The 20,331-nt window shown below is 62.2% G+C and carries 21 protein-coding genes; 11 read left to right on the top strand and 10 right to left on the bottom strand.

What is annotated here, in order from left to right; genetic code table 11:
- Positions 1–161: 161 nt before the first annotated feature.
- The 6 genes from AC2ETI_RS16555 to AC2ETI_RS16530 are packed head-to-tail and all read left to right on the top strand — an operon-like array spanning position 162 to position 4,705.
- The gene (locus AC2ETI_RS16555; RefSeq protein ID WP_020906667.1) at positions 162–719 is read left to right on the top strand and encodes an alternate-type signal peptide domain-containing protein; all 558 of its coding nucleotides are present in this window, start codon (positions 162–164) and stop codon (positions 717–719) included.
- Between the two features lie 4 nt (positions 720–723).
- Entirely contained in the window at positions 724–1,290 is a 567-nt protein-coding gene (locus tag AC2ETI_RS16550) for a hypothetical protein (protein ID WP_355333911.1), read from the top strand.
- Positions 1,287–1,931 carry a signal peptidase I gene (locus AC2ETI_RS16545; RefSeq protein ID WP_355333914.1) on the top strand — a complete coding sequence of 215 codons (645 nt, stop codon included), beginning with the start codon at positions 1,287–1,289 and terminating at the stop codon, positions 1,929–1,931. Before AC2ETI_RS16550 ends, AC2ETI_RS16545 begins: the two co-directional genes overlap by 4 nt.
- Positions 1,915–2,517 carry a SipW-dependent-type signal peptide-containing protein gene (locus tag AC2ETI_RS16540; RefSeq protein WP_355333917.1) on the top strand — a complete coding sequence of 201 codons (603 nt, stop codon included), beginning with the start codon at positions 1,915–1,917 and terminating at the stop codon, positions 2,515–2,517. The genes AC2ETI_RS16545 and AC2ETI_RS16540 overlap by 17 nt, the downstream gene beginning before the upstream one ends.
- Positions 2,518–2,522: 5 nt before the next feature.
- The gene (locus AC2ETI_RS16535) at positions 2,523–4,109 is read left to right on the top strand and encodes a signal peptidase I (protein ID WP_483634136.1); all 1,587 of its coding nucleotides are present in this window, start codon (positions 2,523–2,525) and stop codon (positions 4,107–4,109) included.
- Positions 4,109–4,705 (top strand): alternate-type signal peptide domain-containing protein, encoded by a 597-nt coding sequence (locus AC2ETI_RS16530; RefSeq protein WP_387404463.1) that lies wholly within the window; start codon positions 4,109–4,111, stop codon positions 4,703–4,705. Before AC2ETI_RS16535 ends, AC2ETI_RS16530 begins: the two co-directional genes overlap by 1 nt.
- A gap of 43 nt (positions 4,706–4,748) precedes the next feature.
- On the opposite strand, the gene AC2ETI_RS16525 is transcribed toward AC2ETI_RS16530, so the two are convergent.
- Genes AC2ETI_RS16525 through AC2ETI_RS16515 form a run of 3 tightly spaced genes read right to left on the bottom strand, consistent with a single transcriptional unit; the run spans position 4,749 to position 6,869 of the window.
- Complete coding sequence (locus tag AC2ETI_RS16525; protein ID WP_029254764.1) at positions 4,749–5,972, bottom strand: O-succinylhomoserine sulfhydrylase; 1,224 nt, start codon at positions 5,970–5,972, stop codon at positions 4,749–4,751.
- On the bottom strand, positions 5,969–6,397 hold the full coding sequence (locus AC2ETI_RS16520) for a rhodanese-like domain-containing protein (protein WP_007726822.1): 429 nt from the start codon (positions 6,395–6,397) through the stop codon (positions 5,969–5,971). Before AC2ETI_RS16520 ends, AC2ETI_RS16525 begins: the two co-directional genes overlap by 4 nt.
- A 46-nt stretch (positions 6,398–6,443) precedes the next feature.
- Complete coding sequence (locus AC2ETI_RS16515) at positions 6,444–6,869, bottom strand: Rv0361 family membrane protein (RefSeq protein ID WP_019749485.1); 426 nt, start codon at positions 6,867–6,869, stop codon at positions 6,444–6,446.
- A 230-nt stretch (positions 6,870–7,099) separates the two neighbouring features.
- Here AC2ETI_RS16515 and AC2ETI_RS16510 point away from each other — a divergent pair, with 230 nt between their 5' ends.
- Both AC2ETI_RS16510 and AC2ETI_RS16505 read left to right on the top strand, forming a co-directional pair.
- A complete protein-coding gene (locus tag AC2ETI_RS16510) occupies positions 7,100–8,497 on the top strand; it encodes an FAD-dependent oxidoreductase (protein ID WP_019749484.1) in 1,398 nt (465 codons plus the stop codon).
- A gap of 109 nt (positions 8,498–8,606) precedes the next feature.
- Positions 8,607–9,446 carry an amidohydrolase family protein gene (locus tag AC2ETI_RS16505; protein ID WP_024487914.1) on the top strand — a complete coding sequence of 280 codons (840 nt, stop codon included), beginning with the start codon at positions 8,607–8,609 and terminating at the stop codon, positions 9,444–9,446.
- On the opposite strand, the gene AC2ETI_RS16500 is transcribed toward AC2ETI_RS16505, so the two are convergent.
- From AC2ETI_RS16500 to AC2ETI_RS16475, 6 genes are all read right to left on the bottom strand, one after another.
- A complete protein-coding gene (locus tag AC2ETI_RS16500) occupies positions 9,350–9,832 on the bottom strand; it encodes a DUF456 domain-containing protein (protein WP_019749482.1) in 483 nt (160 codons plus the stop codon). The genes AC2ETI_RS16505 and AC2ETI_RS16500 overlap by 97 nt on opposite strands.
- Complete coding sequence (gene purT, locus AC2ETI_RS16495; RefSeq protein WP_400821769.1) at positions 9,829–11,064, bottom strand: formate-dependent phosphoribosylglycinamide formyltransferase; 1,236 nt, start codon at positions 11,062–11,064, stop codon at positions 9,829–9,831. Before purT ends, AC2ETI_RS16500 begins: the two co-directional genes overlap by 4 nt.
- A 40-nt stretch (positions 11,065–11,104) precedes the next feature.
- Positions 11,105–12,610, bottom strand: coding sequence for a GGDEF domain-containing protein (locus AC2ETI_RS16490; protein WP_483634135.1), 1,506 nt, complete (start codon positions 12,608–12,610; stop codon positions 11,105–11,107).
- Between the two features lie 240 nt (positions 12,611–12,850).
- Positions 12,851–12,997 carry a hypothetical protein gene (locus tag AC2ETI_RS16485; RefSeq protein ID WP_003944356.1) on the bottom strand — a complete coding sequence of 49 codons (147 nt, stop codon included), beginning with the start codon at positions 12,995–12,997 and terminating at the stop codon, positions 12,851–12,853.
- A 362-nt stretch (positions 12,998–13,359) separates the two neighbouring features.
- Entirely contained in the window at positions 13,360–13,482 is a 123-nt protein-coding gene (locus AC2ETI_RS16480; protein ID WP_019749478.1) for a hypothetical protein, read from the bottom strand.
- A 210-nt stretch (positions 13,483–13,692) separates the two neighbouring features.
- Positions 13,693–13,815, bottom strand: a complete 123-nt coding sequence (locus AC2ETI_RS16475) for a hypothetical protein (protein WP_003944443.1) — start codon at positions 13,813–13,815, stop codon at positions 13,693–13,695.
- A 320-nt stretch (positions 13,816–14,135) separates the two neighbouring features.
- Here AC2ETI_RS16475 and AC2ETI_RS16470 point away from each other — a divergent pair, with 320 nt between their 5' ends.
- The 3 genes from AC2ETI_RS16470 (at position 14,136) to AC2ETI_RS16460 (ending at position 19,140) form a co-directional block, all read left to right on the top strand.
- Positions 14,136–15,869, top strand: coding sequence for an ABC transporter ATP-binding protein (locus AC2ETI_RS16470; RefSeq protein WP_019749475.1), 1,734 nt, complete (start codon positions 14,136–14,138; stop codon positions 15,867–15,869).
- On the top strand, positions 15,866–17,932 hold the full coding sequence (locus AC2ETI_RS16465) for an ABC transporter ATP-binding protein (RefSeq protein ID WP_483634134.1): 2,067 nt from the start codon (positions 15,866–15,868) through the stop codon (positions 17,930–17,932). Before AC2ETI_RS16470 ends, AC2ETI_RS16465 begins: the two co-directional genes overlap by 4 nt.
- 107 nt (positions 17,933–18,039) lie before the next feature.
- A complete protein-coding gene (locus AC2ETI_RS16460; protein WP_020968820.1) occupies positions 18,040–19,140 on the top strand; it encodes a CaiB/BaiF CoA transferase family protein in 1,101 nt (366 codons plus the stop codon).
- Between the two features lie 59 nt (positions 19,141–19,199).
- Here the strand turns inward: AC2ETI_RS16460 and AC2ETI_RS16455 are convergent, their stop codons facing one another.
- On the bottom strand, positions 19,200–20,303 hold the full coding sequence (locus AC2ETI_RS16455; protein ID WP_211917964.1) for a class I SAM-dependent methyltransferase: 1,104 nt from the start codon (positions 20,301–20,303) through the stop codon (positions 19,200–19,202).
- Positions 20,304–20,331 lie beyond the last annotated feature (28 nt).

Here is a 20,331-nt window from a genome sequence, read left to right as displayed (position 1 = left end):
TACTGATAGTTATTCGCAGGTCAGAGGCGAATACACCCCGACAATAGGTGGATCACAGTCCAAAAAGAAGTTTGAGAAAAAGTAGTAACGAATCGTTTGCCGTGGCTGATACTCATGTCTGAACGACCCATTTCGGGTCCCAGACATGAAATGAGATTTTCATGAAGAAACAGACCAAGGGCGCGATCGCTGCTGCGGCGGCCGGCGCCCTCCTCCTCGGCGGTGCGGGCTCGCTCGCTGTGTGGAGCGACTCGGCCGACGTCAGTGGCGGCGGACCCGTCACTTCCGGTGCACTCGACCTGAGCGCCTGCGCACCGGTCGGCGGCGGTTGGAACTCCCTCAATCCGACGAAGACCGCGATCACCAACATCTCGGCTTACCGCATCGTCACCACCGAGAGCATCGAATACACCTGCGACGTCACAGTGACCGCAGTGGGCGATCGTCTCGCGGCTGTTCTGACCGCTGATACGGCCGGCATCGTTCCGGGTGCCAACAGCGCCGAACTTGCCGCCGCTGTACAGCCGGTTACGACCATCAAGGACGCTGGTGGCAACCCGATTTCACAGATCACCAAGGTACAGAACGGCACGATCGTGCACGTCGGAGTCCGTCTGAACTTCACCGAGGTGGCCAACCAGGTCGCGCAGAATCAGTCGCTGAACTTGGCGGCGATGAAGCTGGTCGTCACTCAGACAGCGCTGACTCCGGCTCCGTAATTTCATGAGGAAAAAGGTCTGGGGAGCGATCGCAGTCGCGGTGGCTGCTGTAGCGGTGTTCGCATCGTCACAGCAGTCGCTCGCGCTGTGGTCCGATTCGGCGAGCGCGAGTGGTGGGACCGCAACCGCTGCAAGCGTCAACCTCACCGTTGGTACATCGGCCGGAACCAGTGCGGCGTACACCCTGGCGAATTTGACGACGGCCACGACGCCTGTGGTCCCGGGAAACACGGTGCAAGCTCCGCTCACCGTCAAGAATTCGGGGTCTGATCCTCTGCAGTGGCGAATGCAGTCGACGAGCGCACTTCCGGGATTCACGTTGACCACGTACGGAGTCGCCAACGAAGGCGCCTGCCCGGCCGGCGTCAACACCGCGGCTCCGGCAGTGACCCCAGTGACGTCCGGATCGATGAATGCATCGCTGCAGTACCCGGTTTCCCCCGCGTACATGCCGACTCCGCTCGCAGCCGGTGGCACCTACATCCTGTGTCTGCGGCTCACGGTGGGTGTTGGTGCGGTTTCCGGTCAGACGACCAACGCCACCTTCACGTTCCAGGCAGGGGCGCCATGACGAAACACTCGACCAAACGCGGTGAACGTACCGGCCCTCTGTGGTGGGTCACCTCTATCGTCAGTTGGACACTGCTGCTGGCGATTTCGGCAGTCATCGTCGCAACCATTGTCATCCCCTTCTTCGCGGGAGCGCAGCGCTTCACGATTCTGACCGGTTCGATGCGCCCGACGTACAACCCTGGATCACTGGTCGTCGTCAAACCTGTCGATCCGTCCGAACTGGGGATCGGTACACCTATTACGTACCAGCTGGAATCCGGTCAGCCGACAGTCGTCACACACCGGATCATTGCCACGAGCGAAAACCAGAAGGGTGAAAGAACTTTCATCACCCAGGGCGACGCGAACGGTGAACGCGACGAGAAAGAAGTACGGCCAGTACAGATCCGGGGAAACGTCTGGTACAGCCTTCCGTATCTCGGCTACGTCAACACTTGGCTCACCGGAGAGCAGCGCACCGTGATCGTGGTGATAGTCGTGACGACACTACTGCTGTACGCGGCCTACATGATGATCAGCGGCATCCGTGACGGCCGGAAGGAGCGAGCTCGAGCCCGATTGGCTCCTGACCCTTCAGCTTCCAACCTCCCCAACTCCGACCAGAACGAGAAAGGCCAGCACGATGCCCTCGCGCCCTGACCGTCCGGCCCACCGGATTCGTCACCTGTTGACCAGCACGCGTTTTCGCGCGCTGCTCGCACTGGGGATGGTGCTTGGCGTCGGCGGTGTGACCACGCTCGCGGCCTGGACGTCTTCCGCGACTGCGACTTCGGGAAACATCACGACCGGGTCGATCAATCTGCAGTTGAATACCACAATCCAACCCACGCTGACCACGACACTGAACTTCAGCCAACTCGGCAAAACCGGGATGATTCCCGGCGACTCGAACTCCGCCATCGTCAAAGTCAACAACGTGGGGGCAGGCGTGAATCTTCCTCTGAAATACACGATTACTTCCACCAGCGGCGGCGCGCTGACGACCTACTTGCGGATGACTGTGTCGTTGAACGGAACTGTGGCCAACAAATGCACAGATGGCAGCAATGTGGTGTTGTCCTTACCGCTGACACTCACCACAAATCAGGCGGTCGGTGCGCCCGACCGTTCTCTGGCTATCGGGGCAACCGACAATCTTTGTGTCTCGGTGACGCTTCCGACGAGTCCGACCCCACCGACGAGCAGCTCGTCGAGCATCGTCCTGAACTTCTCGGCAAAGGTGTGAGCGCCGTGTCACGACACACGAAGATGTCACCGAAAGCCTCGACGCCACGTCGGATTCACGAACTTCTGCTCACCCTCGGTGCCCTCGCCGGTCTGGCATCCATCGGATTGTTCATTGCCGGCTTCGCTTTCGGTATCACTCCGCTTATCTTCAAGAGCGGATCGATGTCTCCCACGATCGAGACCGGTGCTCTGGCATTCGCGCGCACCGTGCCTGCTTCGGAAGTTCAGGTCGGTGACATCGTCAGTGTCTACGACAACCAAGGCGTTCGAATCACCCATCGTGTCGAGACGGTCGAGCAGCAAGGCAACAATCTTGCAATTGCACAGCTGCGCGGCGACGCGAATCCCGTCACAGACCCAGATCCTTACGTCATCACCGAAGCGGATCGAGTTTTCTTCAGCATCAACCGCCTCGGCTACGTGGCCGTCTGGCTGTCCGGACCGAGTGGGCTTGTGCTGGGTGCGATTGCTGTCGGAGGACTGCTGTACATCGCATTTCGCCCACGGAAAAGACCGGATGAAGGGGAACCCAGGCTGGATCGTCAGGACGCACACGGCGATTCCCACGCCTTCAAGGCAATCATCGCATTGGCAACGGTCGGTCTCAGCGTGGCGGGCATTGCGAACATCGGCGGAACACAGGCCGCCTTCACGGGCATGGCGACAGCGGGAAGCATTTCGTTCACCACTGCTGCGAGCTTTCCGAAACCTCCCGCGTCAATGACCTGCTCGGACAAGGGAACTTCCGTCGTGCTCGCTTGGCCTGGCGTTGCCACGGATACATTTCGAATCATCGTCCGAAACGCAACCAACACCACCCAACCTCCGCTGATCAGAGACGTGACCGGCCTCTCGACGACCCTGACGTTGTCCGATCTGCCAAGCGGCGGGATTCTCCTGTCGAACACAAACTACGACGTCGAATTACACGGACTCGTTGGAACTTACGTGACACCGGAATACACCGGGTACCGCATCAGCAGTTCGACACTGCTCATCATCCTCAATGACATGGCGTGTGTATCCGGACCCACGAGCGGAACCACGGCAGCCTCAGCTCCGGCCGCTCGTTCGGCGCTGGTTGCACAAGCTCCGAGTGCGACGACCACCACCTCCACCGCAGCGGTCAGTTCGACCACACCTTCACCCACGACTACTCCGAGCGCATCAACAACCTCGCAGGCCACGACAACCACCAGCACAACTACACCTTCGACAACCACCTCGTCACCGGCTACAACTACTCCGTCCACAACGACAACAACAACGACCATGACAACGACACCCACAACAACTACGCCCACCCCGAGCGAGGTTCCCATCGACGCCCCGGCGACCACGACCGGTCTCAGCGCCCAGAAGCTCTCGACTGCCAGTGGACCCGTTGTATCCGTGTCGAATTCATCGGGCACTGAGGTATATCGAGGTCCCGTTGACAGCGACGCTGTACTGCATTGGCTCACCGGAACCGATCAGTTGTATGTGATCACCACTGGCGGCGTCACCGTCATCGACACGTCAACGGGAGTCTGGGCCGAATCTCCTGCCCCGAGCGAACTTCCGGACGAGATCAAGGCCCTGGTGCCGTGATGAAAAAGACGACGAAAGCCGCCCTGGCAGTCGCCGCGGCCGGAGCTGTATTGCTCGGCGGCTCGGGCACATTGGCGAAATGGACGGACAGTACGACCCTGACGAGCGCCGCTGTGCAATCCGGAACCCTCGACCTGGGTGCGTGCGTGACCACCAACGGCGGGGGATGGTATTCGCAGGTCTACGTCAACGCGCCGACCAACCCCAATCCACTCGTGGCCATCCCGAACATCGCTACCTACCGTCTCAAGCCTGGATTCAACTACACGTATTTCTGCGATTCGAAGGTACTTGCCACCGGCCCACGCCTGAAAGCGAACGTGACAGTCGACAAGACCAAGCTCAGCGGTGGTCTCGCGACCGCCAGTGTCGATCTCCGCACGTACGTCACGGATCAGAGCAACAATCTTCTGTACGACAGCACGGCACCGACGCCGAACCTCATCCCGGTCACATCGGCGTTGAACAACACCAACCTGACCGCGCAGGTGCTGTTCACGATCTACCCCGCCGACACGACAAGCTCAGGTCTAACACTGAATACGACGGCGTTGACGATCGACGTCAAACAACTGGGTCTCACGCCCGCCCCGTAGAAGGCCTTGCCGACTGAAGTTCGGGGCAAGGCGCTCTAGCGATTCAGCCGAGAGCTCGCTTCAGATCAGCCAACAGATCAGCCGTGTCTTCGAGCCCGACGGACAGACGCACAACGCCGTCGGTAATACCCACTGCTGCACGACCTTCCGGACCCATGGCCCGGTGGGTCGTGGTTGCGGGGTGGGTGATCAACGACTTGGAATCACCCAAGTTGTTGGAGATGTCGATGACGCGCAGGCCGTTGAGAACCTCGAACGCCCGCTTCTTGCCCTCGCCGTCAGGCGCATTGAGCTCGAACGTGACTACAGTTCCGCCGCCGCTCATTTGAGACTTCGCGAGTTCGTGCTGCGGGTGCGAAGTCAGGTACGGATACTTGACCCACTTGACGCCGGAGTGCCCTTCGAGGAATTCGGCGATCTCGAGTGCCGAAGCCACGGAATGCCGAATACGGACCGGCATGGTCTCGAGACCCTTGAGCAGAGTCCACGCATTGAACGGGCTGAGCGCAGGGCCGGTGTGCCGCATCAGTTCTCGGACGGGACCGCTGATGTATTCCTCGGTGCCGAGGATCGCGCCGCCGAGCACGCGGCCCTGACCGTCGATGTGCTTGGTACCGGAGTACACCACGACGTCGGCACCCAGATCGAGGCTGCGCTGCAGAAGCGGCGTCGCGAAGACGTTGTCCAGCACTACCTTTGCCCCGGCAGCATGAGCAAGCTCCGACACCCGCCGAACGTCGACGAGGGACTGCATCGGGTTGGACGGCGTTTCGAAGAACACCGCAGTGGTCGGCACCGAGAGCGCCTCTTCCCACTGCGCGTTGTCTTCACCGTCGACGAAGACGACCTCGACTCCCCAGCGCGGAAGAATCTCGTTGCACACGACAAAGCAGGATCCGAACAGGCTGCGCGCAGCCACCAATCGGTCGCCGTTGCCCAACAGCGCGCCCAACGCGGTGAAGACAGCCGACATTCCGCTGGCAGTCGCAAAGCAGGCTTCCGCGCCTTCGATGAGACGCAGACGCTCTTCGAACATCTTGACCGTCGGATTGCCGTAGCGGGAGTAGACAAAATGATCCACCTCGCCGGTGAAGGCTTGTTCGGCGGCTTCTGCACTCTCGTAGACGAATCCGGAGTTGAGGAACAACGCTTCGGAAGTCTCCTCGAACCCGGTACGCATCAGTCCGCCGCGAACACCGAGAGTGCCGAGACCGACGTCGTCCGGCAGCGCTCGTTGAAATGCGCCACCCTGGGGAATTCCGCTCACTGCTGCCTCCATGGCAAGCCGATGGCCCGCCAACCTACAAGTCCGCGATGTCCGTCGGCACCCAATGCGCCTTCGAACCCGTCGAGCACGTTGTACGACGGGCCGATGCCCGCCGCAGTCGCAGCTTCTGCCGCACCGATGGAACGTTGTCCGGATCGACACAGGAAGATCACCGGACGCTCCGACCCGGAGGAATCGGCGGTGATGCCGGCTTCCTTCAACTGGTCGACGAAGTTGTCATTGCGCGCGCCGGTCGGGTGGCTCACCCATTCGATCAGTGCGGCCTGCTTGCCGAGGGAGGAAACATCGGGGACACCGACGTACTTCCACTCCGCATCGGTCCGCACGTCGACCAGCACGGCGTCGGGGTTTTCGCGGAGCAGCTCCCAGGCTTGCTCCGGCGTCAGATCGCCTGCGTAACTCACGTAGGCCATGTTTTCACAAGACTGCCGTGAGCGCCTGAGCGGGCCGTCAGTTACAGACGACCCAACGGTTGCCGTCACGGGTCAGGGCCCAGGTCGAGACCCGCTCGCCCGCTCCGCCGCCGGTGATCGTCACGTCGGCCCTGGCGCGATCGCCGTTGACCACGACCCCGTCCACACCCTTCAGTTCGACCGTCCCGTCGACTCCGGCCATCGGACCAGTGCTCGAATTGAAGCTCGCGCAGGTCAGGGTCTTGACCGTCTCCGCGTCGTTTCGATTCTCGGCATCGACGTAGTCGGTGACGGAGCGGCTCACGCGGTCCGACTCGGTGACGTTCTCCTCGGCCGGCGAGATCCACGATGCGACGAAGATTCCACCCAGGATCAAGGCGACGATGGCAACAGCCAAGAGGAACGGCCCCGCAGACGCCTTCTTGCCATCGATGTTGTCGGATTCGCGAAGCTCGTCACTCATAACGCCAATACTCCTCCACAACTTGAAATTGTGGCCCGTCAAGGACCAGGCCCCTACCCCGAATACCCGAGACAACGGGAGAATGGGAAGAAAGAATAGGTTTACCCACAACCGATCGAGTGAGAGTGTGGATCCGTTCGGCCGCAACCGAGGCACTGTGCTTAGGTTCGGCTAAATTGGATACTTGTCGATATGTTGTCCGAACTTCGAAGAAGGTAGCTGTCCTCACGATGACTGACTCCAACCGCCCACTCCGGGTCGCGATCGTCGGCGCCGGCCCCGCCGGCATCTACGCCGCCGACGCCCTCATGAAATCCGACACCGCAGTCTCCGGCCGCGGCGTCAGCATCGACCTCTTCGAGCGCATGCCCGCGCCCTTCGGCCTGATTCGCTACGGCGTCGCGCCTGATCATCCGCGCATCAAGGGCATCATCACCGCTCTGCACAAGGTGCTCGACAAGCCTCAGGTCCGCCTGCTCGGCAACATCGACTACGGCACCGACATCACCCTCGACGACCTGCAGTCGTTCTACGACGCGGTCATCTTCTCGACCGGCGCCAACGCCGACCGCGCGCTCGGCATCCCGGGTATCGAACTCGACGGCAGCTATGGCGCGGCCGACTTCGTCTCCTGGTACGACGGCCACCCCGACGTACCGCGTACGTGGCCGCTCGAAGCCGAGAAGGTCGCTGTCCTCGGCGTGGGCAACGTTGCGCTCGACATCGCCCGCGTCCTCGCCAAGACCGGCGACGAACTGCTGCCGACCGAGATCCCCGCCAACGTCTACGAGGGCCTCAAGAACAACAAGGCCGTCGAGGTTCACGTCTTCGGACGCCGTGGCCCGGCCCAGGCCAAGTTCACGCCTCTCGAACTGCGTGAGCTCGACCATTCCCCGACCATCGAGGTCATCGTCGACCCCGAGGACATCGACTACGACGAGGGCTCCGAGCAGGCTCGCCGCAACTCCAAGCAGGTCGACATGGTCGCGAACACGCTGCAGGACTGGGCAATCCGCGACGTCGGAGCCCGCCCCCACAAGCTGTTCCTGCACTTCTTCGAATCTCCCACGGAGATCCTCGGTGAAGACGGCAAGGTCGTCGGCCTGCGCACCGAGCGCACTCAGCTCGACGGCACCGGCAACGTCAAGGGCACCGGCACGTACAAGGACTGGGATGTCCAGGCCGTGTACCGCGCCGTCGGTTACCTCTCGCAGAACGTCACGCAGCTGCCGTTCGACGACCAGGCGGGCACCGTCCCCAACGACGCCGGACGCGTCGTCGCCGACGACAACGCCGAGGGCGCAGCCCGGTTCATGCCGGCCACCTACGTCACCGGCTGGATCAAGCGCGGCCCCGTCGGCCTCATCGGCCACACGAAGGGTGACGCCAACGAAACCGTCGCGAATCTTCTCGAGGATTCCGTCGGCTTCGCCGGCGCCGCGAACCCCGACGAGAACGCCGTCATCGAGTTCCTCGAAGGCAAGCAGGTGCCGTACACGACCTGGCAGGGCTGGTACCGCCTCGACGCGCACGAGCGCAGCCTGGGCGAACCCGAAGGCCGTGAGCGCATCAAGGTCGTCGAGCGTCACGACATGCTGAAGGCGTCCGAGCCCGACCGCGCGAACTGAGTGCGCAGAAGTAACTGAACAGAAGCCCTCCACCGGCCCGACGCGACCCAGGTCACATCGGGCCGGTGGTGTGTGCGGGAACCCAAGGCAACAGGGCAAAATAGACCCCGTGTTTGACGCCCACGTGCATATCATCGACCCGCGCTTCCCGCTGGTCGAGAATCACGGGTACCTGCCTGAGCCCTTCACCGTGGCCGATTACCGGGCCCGGCTTGCCTCACTGAAGGGCCTGAGTGTTGACGGCGGCGCTGTGGTGACCGCGTCGTACCAGGGCAATGACCAGGAATACCTGAAAGCCGCCTTGTCCGAGCTCGGCGAAGGCTGGGTGGGCGTCACTGCTTTGCCGCTCGATGCGACGGATGAAGACATCGTTGCGCTGGACGCGCTGGGAGTGCGCGCCGTCCGATTCAATCTGCGCCGAGGCGCCACCGACCTGCGTCTACTCGCCGATCTCGCCAACCGCGCATTCGATCTGGTCGGCTGGCACGCCGAGTTCTACGTCGATGCCACGCTGTTGCTGTCGCTGGAACCCGTATTCGCCAAATTGCCGGCGGTGAGCATCGACCACTTGGGAATGTCCACCCGCGGACTGCCGTATCTCCTCAACCTCGTCGACCGCGGGGTACGCGTCAAAGCCACCGGGTTCGGACGCACCACCATCTCCGACGTCGGCGACGTGCTTCGCCAGATCCACGCGGTCAACCCCGCTGCGCTGATGTTCGGCACCGATCTACCCGGCACACGGGCACGTCGAGCGTTCGAGGTCCACGACCTGGACGTGATCGCCGAAGCTGTCGGCGACGACCTGTCCGCGGTCATGTGCGACAACGCCCGCTCCTGGTACCGCTGCGCTCAAGTGAACGCGACGGCTCCCAGCCACAGCCCCGCCGCGATCAGCGCTCCGAACAGTTCCACCAGCATGGACAATCCGACTGCCTTCACCGCGTGAAGCGTCGACGACCAGGCGATGTCGTAACGGCGCAGCCGCGCTAGTTCGGCGAAATACGTTCCGACGATGAATCCGAGGAACAAGCCCACGACCGGAATCACGAAGAACCCGATGATGCCGACGACGCCGCCGACCACCACCGACAGGTTGGGCACTCCCCCGGACTTCATCCGCTTGCCTGGCCAGGTGTACTTCACGATCCCGGTGACCACCAGTGCCAGCGTGGACAGCGCGAACACCGTCCACGCTGTCGCGCCGCCGGTCATGATCGCCCACACCAGAATTGCACCGAAAACGAGAAGTGTCCCCGGAAGAATCGGAACGACGACACCGATCAGACCGACCAGGATGACCAGCCCGACGAGGACCTCGGCCACAGGACTCATCCGACGGGACGCACCTTCGACGCGGCCTCGCGAGCACGGGCGCGTGCAGTCGGCACATCGGCGGCCGTCGACACTGCAACACCCATGCGACGACGCGTGAAGCTCTCGGGCTTGCCGAAGAGCCGCAGGTCCGTCTCGGGAACCGAGAGTGCCTCGGCGACGCCGTCGAATCCGATCCCCTTGGCCTCCACTCCGCCGTAGATCACCGCCGATGCTCCCGGCACCGTGAGCGTCGTGTCGACCGGCAAGCCCAGGATCGCGCGGGCATGCAGCTCGAACTCCGAAAGTCGCTGCGTCCGCAGAGTCACCAATCCGGTGTCGTGCGGCCGTGGGCTCACTTCGGAGAAGAAGACGTCGTCGCCCTTCACGAATAGCTCGACACCGAAGATGCCTCGCCCGCCCAGAGCCGTGGTCACCTTCTCGGCGACGTCTCGGGCCGAGGCGAGGGCAACTGCGGACATCTGCTGCGGCTGCCACGATTCGATGTAGTCACCGGCCTCCTGCAGGTGCCCGATCGGCTCGCAGAACGACGTCTCGACCTGACCGCTCTCAGCGACGGCGCGAACCGTCAATTGTGTTATCTCGTAATCGAAATCGACAAAACCCTCGACGATCACCCGGCCGTGATTCACACGACCTCCGGCCATCGCGTAATCCCATGCGGCGTCGAGATCTTCGGCGGATCGAACCGTCGACTGTCCCTTCCCCGACGAGGACATGACGGGCTTGATGACGCACGGGAAACCGATTCGGTCTGTCGCTGCCTGCACTTCGGCAAGCGAGTCCGCGAAAGCGTACGGCGAAGTGGGCAGGCCCAACTCCTCGGCCGCGAGCCGACGGATCCCCTCACGGTTCATCGTGAGCTGGGTGGCGCGGGCGGTCGGAATGACCACCGCGGCCCCGCGTTCTTCAACGAGTGCAAGCGCATCCGTCGCAATGGCCTCGATCTCGGGAACCACGAAGTGAGGCTTTTCCAACTCGATGACGGCAAGCAGCGCTTCCGGATCGGTCATGTCGACGGTATGCGCACGATGAGCCACCTGATGCCCAGGGGCATCGGGATACCGATCCACCGCAATCACTTCGACGCCCAGACGCTGCAACGCGATGACAACTTCCTTACCCAACTCGCCTGATCCCAACATCATCACGCGGATGGAGTTCTCGGTCAGGGGAGTTCCGAATCGGAGCGGAAGCGTCGGCAGGGGCGAAGGCGTCGAATCAAGCTGCATGGGTGCGACTATATGCCAATCCCGATGCAGGTCAGCGTAGTTATCGGCCGTCCACCACACCTTCGCGGCCAAATCCTCGCCTGATCGTTCGTGGTATGTCAGGTTTGCGATAGGTGCGGGTGGCCATATCCGGCTCGGAATTCCGTTGCGGCAATGCATCGTTGCCGAGCCGGCGCACTTTCACGAGGTTGCGCCCGGCGCGCTTGGCTTCGTACAGAGCCTCGTCCGCGACGCTCATGAGGGTGGTCAACGTCGGCGTCGCATGATCGACCCACGCGACGCCGACACTGACGGTACTCGTCACTTCTGATTCGGCCGAGTACTCGACTTGCGCGCCGCGGACCGCCTCGGCCACATCGACTGCTCGCGCGTAGCTGCAGTCCGGAAGCAGAATGGCGAACTCCTCGCCGCCGAGCCTTCCGATCAAATCGCCGTCCGACAATCGGTCAGCGGCCCGTTCGGCGAAGTTCGCGAGAACGCTGTCACCGGTCATATGTCCATGCGTGTCGTTGATGCTCTTGAAGTGGTCCAGGTCGAGCATCAGCAGGCCGACCGGGGATTGTGTGCGGGCCGCGGCGGCAAGCTCCGATTCCGCATGCCCGAGAAACGCACCACGCGAGAGGACCCCGGTCAGATGGTCGAATTCGACAGCAAGGAAGAGCTCACGCTCGGCAGCGCGACGTTCCTCGGTCGCACAGGCAACCGCGATCGGCCCCAACGCGATCAGCGTGACGGCAATGGACGTGATGACGTCCTCGTTCCACGTCGAGGCGGCTTGATCTCCGATATCGAGTCGACCGCTACCCGCCATCATGAGCGACCACACCGACCAGACCACGGAAACGAAGGCAGTGCTCGGAACCGAGATGCGAGTGGCGCACCAGAGGAGAGCCGGAATCGGAAGGACCAGCGCGATCGGCCCTTCGATACTCAGGGCGATCGGCACGCAGGCTGCAGTGGCGAGTAGCGGAACGCTCATAGCGGCGACAGTTTTGGCAGTCAGTTTGCTGCGGAACTCGGCAAGGCTCGACGGGATGGTGAGAGTGAGAATGAGAGGAAGGACGAGCAGGTACGCCATGACCTCGGTGGCACCCCAGTGGAAAAACGTGTCGGTAAATGACTGACCGCGTAAGAGCCGGTCCAAGGCGCCGGCAGTGGCCGCGGTACCAGTCGCCGCGACGAACGAGACGAAGACCATCCACACCAGCGACTGCGAATCGACCAATCGGAACGGTGTGCGCTTCAAGTGGTACAGAACAAGAACACCGACTGTGACTCCGGCGAGGTTCGCCCCGTTCAACTGCACCGCAAGCGAGAGCGAGTTGCCGGTGATCAGGTCAGCGCAGACGTATCCGACAGCCGCAGCGATCCACGTCGGCCACTCGATCAGGACCGGCCATCTGACCATCATTCCCAGCAGAATGGCGTTGGCACACCAGAATGTCGCGAGCAAACCTGGTGGGCGCGTGAGGATGCCGATCAACGAAGCCGCAAGTACAACGGCCAGCACTAGGAGAAGGCGCAGAAAGCGACTCGTCCCTACCATGCGTCACCTCGCGGTCGGCTACCTCTGAATTCGGGAGCACCGGACGTCGCGGTGACCGTATGCCGATGTCGTCGAACCATCGTACGCAGGTGCTGCCACTCACAGTTCTGTGTTCACATGCCAAAACGGCAACTACGAAAATCTCCGCAAACGCGGGTGCCCTCCGGCCACGACAGTGGACAGAGGGCACCTGCATGCAATCCGATTGGCAGAGCCGAATGGACCTGCCGGAAGGGATGACTACTCGGCGGATCCGCTGGACAGACCCGAGAGTGAACCGGTGGACGAGCCCTCGCCCTCGCCGGACAGCGATTCGGTGGGAACGGACTTGAGGAAAGCTCCGAGCGCGGTGAGCAGGGGTCCGAGGGTGCTGAGTGATCCGAACATAGGAGGTTCTCCTGTTTGTGAGGTGGTGTGATGTTCCAGCGCCATTCCGGCCGCAGGCGGTGGCCGAGATGGTTCGGGAACTTCTGCCGCGCGGATGGCTGAACCGCCCCCCGAACAACATCCCGAGCTGTGATGTAGCGCACTACCTTGGCGCTGCCTGCATTTATAGACCGACTGCTCACACTTGTCTAGCTACCGAATAGCTACCAACCTGAACTGTCGGTAACGCCTTCTGGCATAATTGCAGTTCAGAGCCCAAATAGACAGTTCGAAATATCCGATAATGTGATTTAGCTCACAATTGAAATGCAGAAAGTGTGGCCCGCAGACAACCGCGAGCCACACTTTCGGACAAACGGGACTTACTTGTCAGCCGCCGATCCGGTACCCGGAGTGAGCGAGCCACCACCGAGTGCCGTGAACAGGTCCTTGAGTACCGGAATGAACGTCTTGACGACGCCGCTGAAGTCTTCGAACGAACCCATGTCGGGTCTCCTTATGTCGGGATGCAGTTGAAATGAAGTGGGGACCGAGAACTACTCGGCAGTGGAACCGGCCGAACCCGAGCCGTCTGCCGATCCCGCGTTCAACTTGGTTACGAACGCGAGAACGCTCTTGAGGAAGGCGTCGAGATTCTGAATCGAGGTCATGCGACTACTCCTGTGTTGTTTCGGAAGAATTGTTGTGGTCGAACGTCAGGAGTTCGAGCTCGCGGTGTCCAGCCCCTGAAGGGTCTTGAGCATGTTGACCAGGGGAAGAAGCTGGAGAATGCCCCAGCCCATGCCGTTGGCCTTGAGAAGGTTTCCGAGGGATCCCATGTGTGACTCCTTGCATGAATATCTATGACGCGGCGCACGTTTTGTTCGCTCCGCCCCTTTGTAGCCAAGCTAAATACGTACGTCCAGTTTGTTTCGATCCAAGTTAAACCGTGACATATTGGAGCAATGTGTAAACCGGCAGTTGAGGCCCTGTGACCTGAAACCAATATCGAATTCAAGTGTGTTGGACATCACATCCGATTTGGACAAATGGTTGCAATCGTCAGAGTCGGTGCCAACCTCGACCACGATCTGTCATACCGTGTGCTTGTGATCAATCGCGAACGAGCGGCAACCGAAGCAACTCACCGGGAACCGTCGTGCTAGCAAAACTCCTCAAGGCGTACCTGCCGCCGTACCGCTGGTTGCTTGCCGGGGTCCTCGCACTTCAACTCTTCGGGGCCATCGCGTCGTTAGTCCTCCCCACGCTCAACGCTCGGATCATCGACGACGGTGTAGCCCGAGGCGACACCGGATTCATCATGTCCACGGGCGGGATCATGCTGCTGGTCTCGCTTGCGTCGATCATCGCGTCGGTCGCATCGACCTATCTCGCGGCAAAATCGTCGATGGGCTTCGGCCACGACGTTCGAGGCGCCTTTTACAAGGCCGTCGGCAGCTTCTCTGATCGCGAATTCAACAGTTTCGGTGCGCCGACGCTGATCACACGGAACACCAACGACGTCCTGCAGATCCAGGCCCTGGTCATGCTGACCTCCTCGATGCTCGTCAGCGCCCCACTGATGTGTATCGGCGGCATCATCATGGCGCTGCGCGAGAACCTGCAGATGTCCTGGCTCCTGACGATTTCGGTACCACTGCTCGGCATCACCGTCTCGGTCGTGGTGGCCAAGCTGATCCCGCATTTCCGGACGATGCAGACGCGGATCGACAACATCAATCGATCACTGCGCGAACAGCTCACCGGTATGCGTGTCATCCGCGCCTTCGTTCGAGAACCCGACGAGACGATCCGCTTCGACAAAGCCAACAAGGAACTGACCGACACCTCGCTCCTCATCGGTCGCTACCAGGCGGTTCTGCTGCCCACCGTCATGTTGATCGCCAACCTGTCGAGCGTCGCGGTGCTGTGGTTCGGCGCGCATCTGGTCGATACCGGAGACATGCAGATCGGCCAGATCAGTGCCTTCCTCGCCTACGTCATGCAGATCCTGATGTCCGTGGTCATGGCGACCATGTTGGCCGTCGTGATCCCCCGCGCGGCCGTGTGTGCCGACCGCATCACCGAGGTACTCGACACCGAGCCGACCGTGCCCGCGCCGGCCCAGCCCCTTCGCCCGACCAGCCCCTACGGCGTTGTCGAGTTCGGTGGAGCCGGATTCACGTATCCGGGAGCCGAAACGCCGGTCCTGTCGAATGTCTCGATGCGATGCATGCCAGGAACGGTCACCGCGATCGTGGGCAGTACCGGTAGTGGCAAATCGACCCTCGTCTCACTCATCCCCCGACTCTTCGACGTCACGGCCGGCGCCGTCCTGGTCGACGGCTTGGACGTCCGTGGCTGGGATCAGGACGAACTCTTCGCCAATTTCGGATACGTGCCCCAGAAGGCCTACCTGTTCGCCGGCACGATCGCGAGCAATATCCGCTACGGAAACCCGACCGCCACCGACGACGACATCTGGGCAGCCCTCACCATCGCCCAGGCAGACGACTTCGTCCGTGAACTCTCCGACGGTCTCGAGTCTCCGATCGCCCAGGGCGGCGGCAATCTCTCGGGCGGACAGAAACAACGTCTCGCCATCGCCAGAGCTGTGGTCCGCAGACCCCGGATCTTCGTCTTCGACGATTCGTTCTCCGCACTCGACATGCACACCGACGCCGCAGTCCGACGCGAACTCCGCACGGTCTCGACTCATTCGACGGTCATCATCGTCGCGCAGCGCGTCGCGTCCATCATCGATGCCGACCAGATCATGGTCCTCGAAGACGGCGCTCCGGTCGGTCTCGGCGACCATCAGTTCCTCCTGGCCAACTGTCCGACGTACCAAGAGATCGTGGCTTCCCAGATTCCCGCGGAGATGAGCGCATGACCAGCCCGCAGGACCCGACGTGGGGCAGCCCCAACAGCCAGTACTTAGACGATGCCCCGACGGTGGTGTTCGCCAAGATCCCGAGCGAACCTGAATCCGCGGACGGGGATGCGAAGTCGAGTAACCCCGAGAACCCCGACAAAGAGCCGAAGCCCGCGCTGACCGCGACGGACACCAAACCTCGCCACTTCAAGGCGACGATGAAGCGGCTTCTCTCGCTTCTGCAGCCACACAAGTTTGCGGTCGTCTGTGTCGTCGTTGCGACGATCGCCAGCATCGCGCTCTCCGTCGCGGTGCCGAAGATCCTCGGTCACGCGACAGACCTCATCTTCGCCGGGTTCATCGGCAAGAGCCTGCCCGCCGGACTGACCCGCGATCAGGCAGCAGAGGCGATCCGCGCATCAGGAAATTCGACGTTCGCCGACCTCGTCGCCAACTCGACCGACGTCGTTCCCGGTGTAGGTCTGAACTTCGACGCCATCGGCAAAGTCGTCATGCTCGCGATCGTCGTGTACTTGCTCTCGTCGCTACTTGCCTGGTTGGAAGCATTCCTCCTCAACATCATCGTCCAGAAGACCATCTACAACCTGCGTGCCTCGGTCGAGGCGAAGCTTCACCGTCTCCCCCTTCCATACTTCGACAAGACGCCGCGCGGCGAGATCCTCAGCCGCGTCACCAACGACATCGACAACATCTCGTCGACGTTGTCGTCGACGTTGACCTCGCTCCTGACGTCGGTGCTCACCGTCCTCGGCGTCCTGACGATGATGTTCGTCATCTCTCCGATGCTCGCCCTGATCGCACTGATCGCGGTGCCGGTATCGGTGCTCCTCGTTGCCAGGGTCGCCAAGCGTGCACAGGTGTTGTACAAGGCTCAGTGGACCGAGACGGGCAAGATCAACGCACAGATCGAAGAGAACTACAGCGGTCGCGACCTGGTACGCGTGTACGGGCATCAGGCCGAAGCCGAGCGTGAATTCGCCGAGCAGAACAAGAAACTCCTCGACGCGTCCTTCGGCGCACAGTTCCTCTCCAGCCTGATCATGCCGGTCATGAACTTCGTCGGAAACATCACCTACGTGCTGCTCGCTGTGGTCGGCGCACTCAAGGTCGCCAGCGGCAACATGTCACTCGGTGACGTTCAGGCGTTCATCGTCTATTCGCGCCAGTTCAGCCAACCACTCACGCAGATCGCGTCCATGTCGACGAGCCTGCAGTCCGGAGCAGCGTCGGCCGAGCGGGTCTTCGAGCTTCTCGACGAACCCGAGCAGTCGCCCGACATCGACGTGCCACTAATGCCCGAGCCCGCCGGACGCCATCGCAACGTCGGACACATCGAGTTCGAGAACGTCTCGTTCCGCTACGAGCCGGACAAGCCGTTGATCGAGAACGTGTACCTGACGGCTCGGCCCGGGCAGATGGTCGCCATCGTCGGACCCACCGGTGCCGGCAAGACCACCTTGGTCAACCTGCTCATGCGCTTCTACGAAGTCGACTCGGGCCGAATCACTCTCGACGACGTCGACATCTCGCAGATGCGCCGCTCCGACTTGCGCAAGCACGTCGGCATGGTCCTGCAGGACACCTGGCTCTTCGGCGGAACGATCCGCGACAACATCGCGTACGGCCGGCTCGACGCCAGTGAATACGAGATCCACGAAGCCGCACGCGCTGCCTTCGTCGACCGCTTCATCCACACGCTCCCGGACGGGTACGACACCGTGCTGGACGAGGAGGCATCGAACATCAGCTCCGGCGAGAAGCAGCTCATCACGATTGCCCGAGCATTCCTGTCGGAGCCGTCGCTGCTGATTCTCGACGAGGCGACCAGCTCGGTCGACACACGTACGGAACAGCTTGTGCAGCAAGCAATGTCCGCGTTGCGCGTCGGGCGCACCAGCTTCATCATCGCGCACCGGCTCTCCACCATCCGTAACGCCGATCTGATCGTCGTGATGGAGGCGGGCAAGATCGTCGAGCAGGGCACACACGACGAACTCATCGCAGCGGCGGGCGCGTATTTCCGTCTCTACAACGCTCAGTTCGAGGGTGCCGCCGTCTAGTGATCGGCGCCTCCCTCGGCGGACACAGTGCCCCGGAGCACACCTGACCGATTCGACACGTTACCGTCGAGTCAGGAGTGTTGTCACCGTCTGAATTGGGAGTGCGTGTGTCTGCAGAAGCTGTGGAGAAGAAGGGCCCGCTCGCGGGCATTCGGATCGTGGAATTCGCTGGATTGGGACCGGGCCCGCACGCCGCGACGCTTTTGGCGGACATGGGCGCCGACATCGTCATCGTGCAGCGCGCAGGGCAGATTCCGCAGGACTCGAACGCAACCGACCAGATCAAGCGCGGCCGCCGCATCGTCGAGGCCAACCTGAAGGATCCGGCCGACGTCGCCAAGGTTCTCGATCTCCTGGGCCGCGCCGACGTCCTCATCGAGGGCTTCCGCCCCGGCGTCATGGAACGCATGGGACTCGGACCCGACGTGGTGTCGGAGCGCAATCCGCGCCTCGTTTACGCCCGTATGACGGGCTGGGGACAGGAAGGACCGCTCGCCAACGCCGCCGGTCACGACATCAACTACATCTCACTGACCGGTGTCCTCAACGCCATCGGACGCAAGGGTGAACGCCCCGTCCCGCCGCTCAACATGGTCGGCGATTTCGGCGGCGGTTCCATGTTCCTGATCTTCGGCATTCTGTCGGCTCTCGTCGAGCGCTCGACGTCCGGTAAGGGCCAGGTCGTCGACGCGGCGATGGTCGACGGAACCCTCGCGCTCTCGCACATGATGTGGGCATTCCGCGGTCGCGGCGTCTGGTCCGACGAGCGCGGCGTCAACCTCCTCGACACCGGCGCTCCGTTCTACGACACCTACGAGACCTCCGACGGCAAGTACATGGCCGTCGGATCCATCGAACCGCAGTTCTACGCATTGTTGCTCGAGGGCCTCGAACTCGATCCCGCGACGCTCCCTCACCAGATGGACACGTCCAAGTGGGACGACATGAAGACGCTCTTCACCGAAAAGTTCTTGTCCAAGACTCGCGACGAGTGGGCCAAGATCTTTCTCGGCACCGACGCCTGTGTCTCCCCTGTCCTGACTTTCGCCGAGGCTCCGTCCAACGAACACATCGCGGCCCGCGGTTCGCTCATCGAACTCGACGGCGTCACTCAGCATGCTCCCGCACCGCGCTTCTCGCGCACGCCCACCGCGACGCCCGCTGCGCCGGCGCGTGAGGCGACGGATATCGACACGGTCTGGACCTAGGGCCTTCGGCCCCGTGCGCGGTTAAGGAGCCTCAGGACTCTCTAACCACGCACGGGGCGTCAGCCCAACCTGTAGAACCTGAACATCTCGTGCTCGATCGGGAGCACGTCAACCCGCTCGAAACCGGCCGCCTTGGCATAGCTTTCGAGTGTCGAGTGCCTCATCACCGTCCCGGTGGCAACGCTCCCCGGATGCGACAGGCTGTCCGGTAAGCAGCAGGTCAGCGAAAATCCGTACAACAATTGCTCGATCGGACCCGCCTCTGGATCGAACACATCTGCCGTTCGTTCGTCCATGACGATCACCGGAGCGCCCGGCTGGGCAATCGCCCGAGCCGTGGACAGAAATCCCACCGGATCCGGAACGTCGTGAAGGCATTCGAAAGCGAAGACGGCATCGTAGGTCCCGGCATCGACTCGCCCGGCCTCAGGAGCCTGTCCGGCGACGTCGACCAACGAGAAATGTACTCGGTCGTCCACCCCACGATCGTGGGCGTTACGACGGGCAGCGTTCACCGATGCCGCGTCGACGTCGAAGCCGTGCACTTCGATCTTCGGGTATCCGAGGGCGAGCGCGATCGACGACCAGCCCTCCCCCATCCCGAGATCAGCGACCTGCCCGCCGCCGACAAGAATGGCGTGCAGGTCGGTGACTACCGGCAGGAACTGCTGACAGAGCTGCCGGAGATACATCGGCCGGTTCAGCAGCGCCTGGCCCTCGCGAGCATCGGGGCCCATCGATTCCCACGTGACTCCCCCGCCGTGACGATAAGCGTCGAGTAGACGCGGCATCGACGACGTCGTCGCGACGAACAGCCTCGCCAACGGCGCCAGGAAAAGCAGGTTCTCGTCGTCGACCAGAACATCGGCGTGGGCCTGCGGCAGGCTGTACCGGCGATCGGCATCCGAATTGACGTCCACGTAACCGGCGACGGCCTGCTGCTCGAGCCACTCTCGCGCATACCTTTCGACGGTCCCGGTCCGGTCCGCCAGCTCCGTCGACGTGAGCGGGCCGTGATCGCTCAGCGCGCGGTACCAGCCCAGCCGGTCGCCCAGATACACAGCCTGCAGCTCCGACGCCCCGAGCGTGGCCGCGAACAATCGCTCTGCGAGCGCGTCCGCCGCACTTGTTCCCGCTGCGCCTGTACCGTCTACCGCCGTCATGCCCTACCTCCTGGTTTCACACCACTTT

The sequence above is a fragment of the Rhodococcus sp. MurmanLake-1 genome (assembly GCF_056945715.1).
This window is presented reverse-complemented; position numbering and strand designations above follow the sequence as displayed.

Excerpts from the sequence above, each read along its gene's own strand:
- AC2ETI_RS16555 (WP_020906667.1), top strand. The coding sequence starts at position 162 with ATGAAGAAACAGACCAAGGGCGCGATCGCTGCTGCGGCGGCCGGCGCC.
- AC2ETI_RS16550 (WP_355333911.1), top strand. The coding sequence starts at position 724 with ATGAGGAAAAAGGTCTGGGGAGCGATCGCAGTCGCGGTGGCTGCTGTA.
- AC2ETI_RS16545 (WP_355333914.1), top strand. The coding sequence starts at position 1,287 with ATGACGAAACACTCGACCAAACGCGGTGAACGTACCGGCCCTCTGTGG.
- AC2ETI_RS16540 (WP_355333917.1), top strand. The coding sequence starts at position 1,915 with ATGCCCTCGCGCCCTGACCGTCCGGCCCACCGGATTCGTCACCTGTTG.
- AC2ETI_RS16530 (WP_387404463.1), top strand. The coding sequence starts at position 4,109 with ATGAAAAAGACGACGAAAGCCGCCCTGGCAGTCGCCGCGGCCGGAGCT.
- AC2ETI_RS16515 (WP_019749485.1), bottom strand. The coding sequence starts at position 6,869 with ATGAGTGACGAGCTTCGCGAATCCGACAACATCGATGGCAAGAAGGCG.
- AC2ETI_RS16510 (WP_019749484.1), top strand. The coding sequence starts at position 7,100 with ATGACTGACTCCAACCGCCCACTCCGGGTCGCGATCGTCGGCGCCGGC.
- AC2ETI_RS16500 (WP_019749482.1), bottom strand. The coding sequence starts at position 9,832 with ATGAGTCCTGTGGCCGAGGTCCTCGTCGGGCTGGTCATCCTGGTCGGT.
- purT (WP_400821769.1), bottom strand. The coding sequence starts at position 11,064 with ATGCAGCTTGATTCGACGCCTTCGCCCCTGCCGACGCTTCCGCTCCGA.
- AC2ETI_RS16490 (WP_483634135.1), bottom strand. The coding sequence starts at position 12,610 with ATGGTAGGGACGAGTCGCTTTCTGCGCCTTCTCCTAGTGCTGGCCGTT.
- AC2ETI_RS16485 (WP_003944356.1), bottom strand. The coding sequence starts at position 12,997 with ATGTTCGGATCACTCAGCACCCTCGGACCCCTGCTCACCGCGCTCGGA.
- AC2ETI_RS16480 (WP_019749478.1), bottom strand. The coding sequence starts at position 13,482 with ATGGGTTCGTTCGAAGACTTCAGCGGCGTCGTCAAGACGTTCATTCCG.
- AC2ETI_RS16475 (WP_003944443.1), bottom strand. The coding sequence starts at position 13,815 with ATGGGATCCCTCGGAAACCTTCTCAAGGCCAACGGCATGGGCTGGGGC.
- AC2ETI_RS16465 (WP_483634134.1), top strand. The coding sequence starts at position 15,866 with ATGACCAGCCCGCAGGACCCGACGTGGGGCAGCCCCAACAGCCAGTAC.
- AC2ETI_RS16455 (WP_211917964.1), bottom strand. The coding sequence starts at position 20,303 with ATGACGGCGGTAGACGGTACAGGCGCAGCGGGAACAAGTGCGGCGGAC.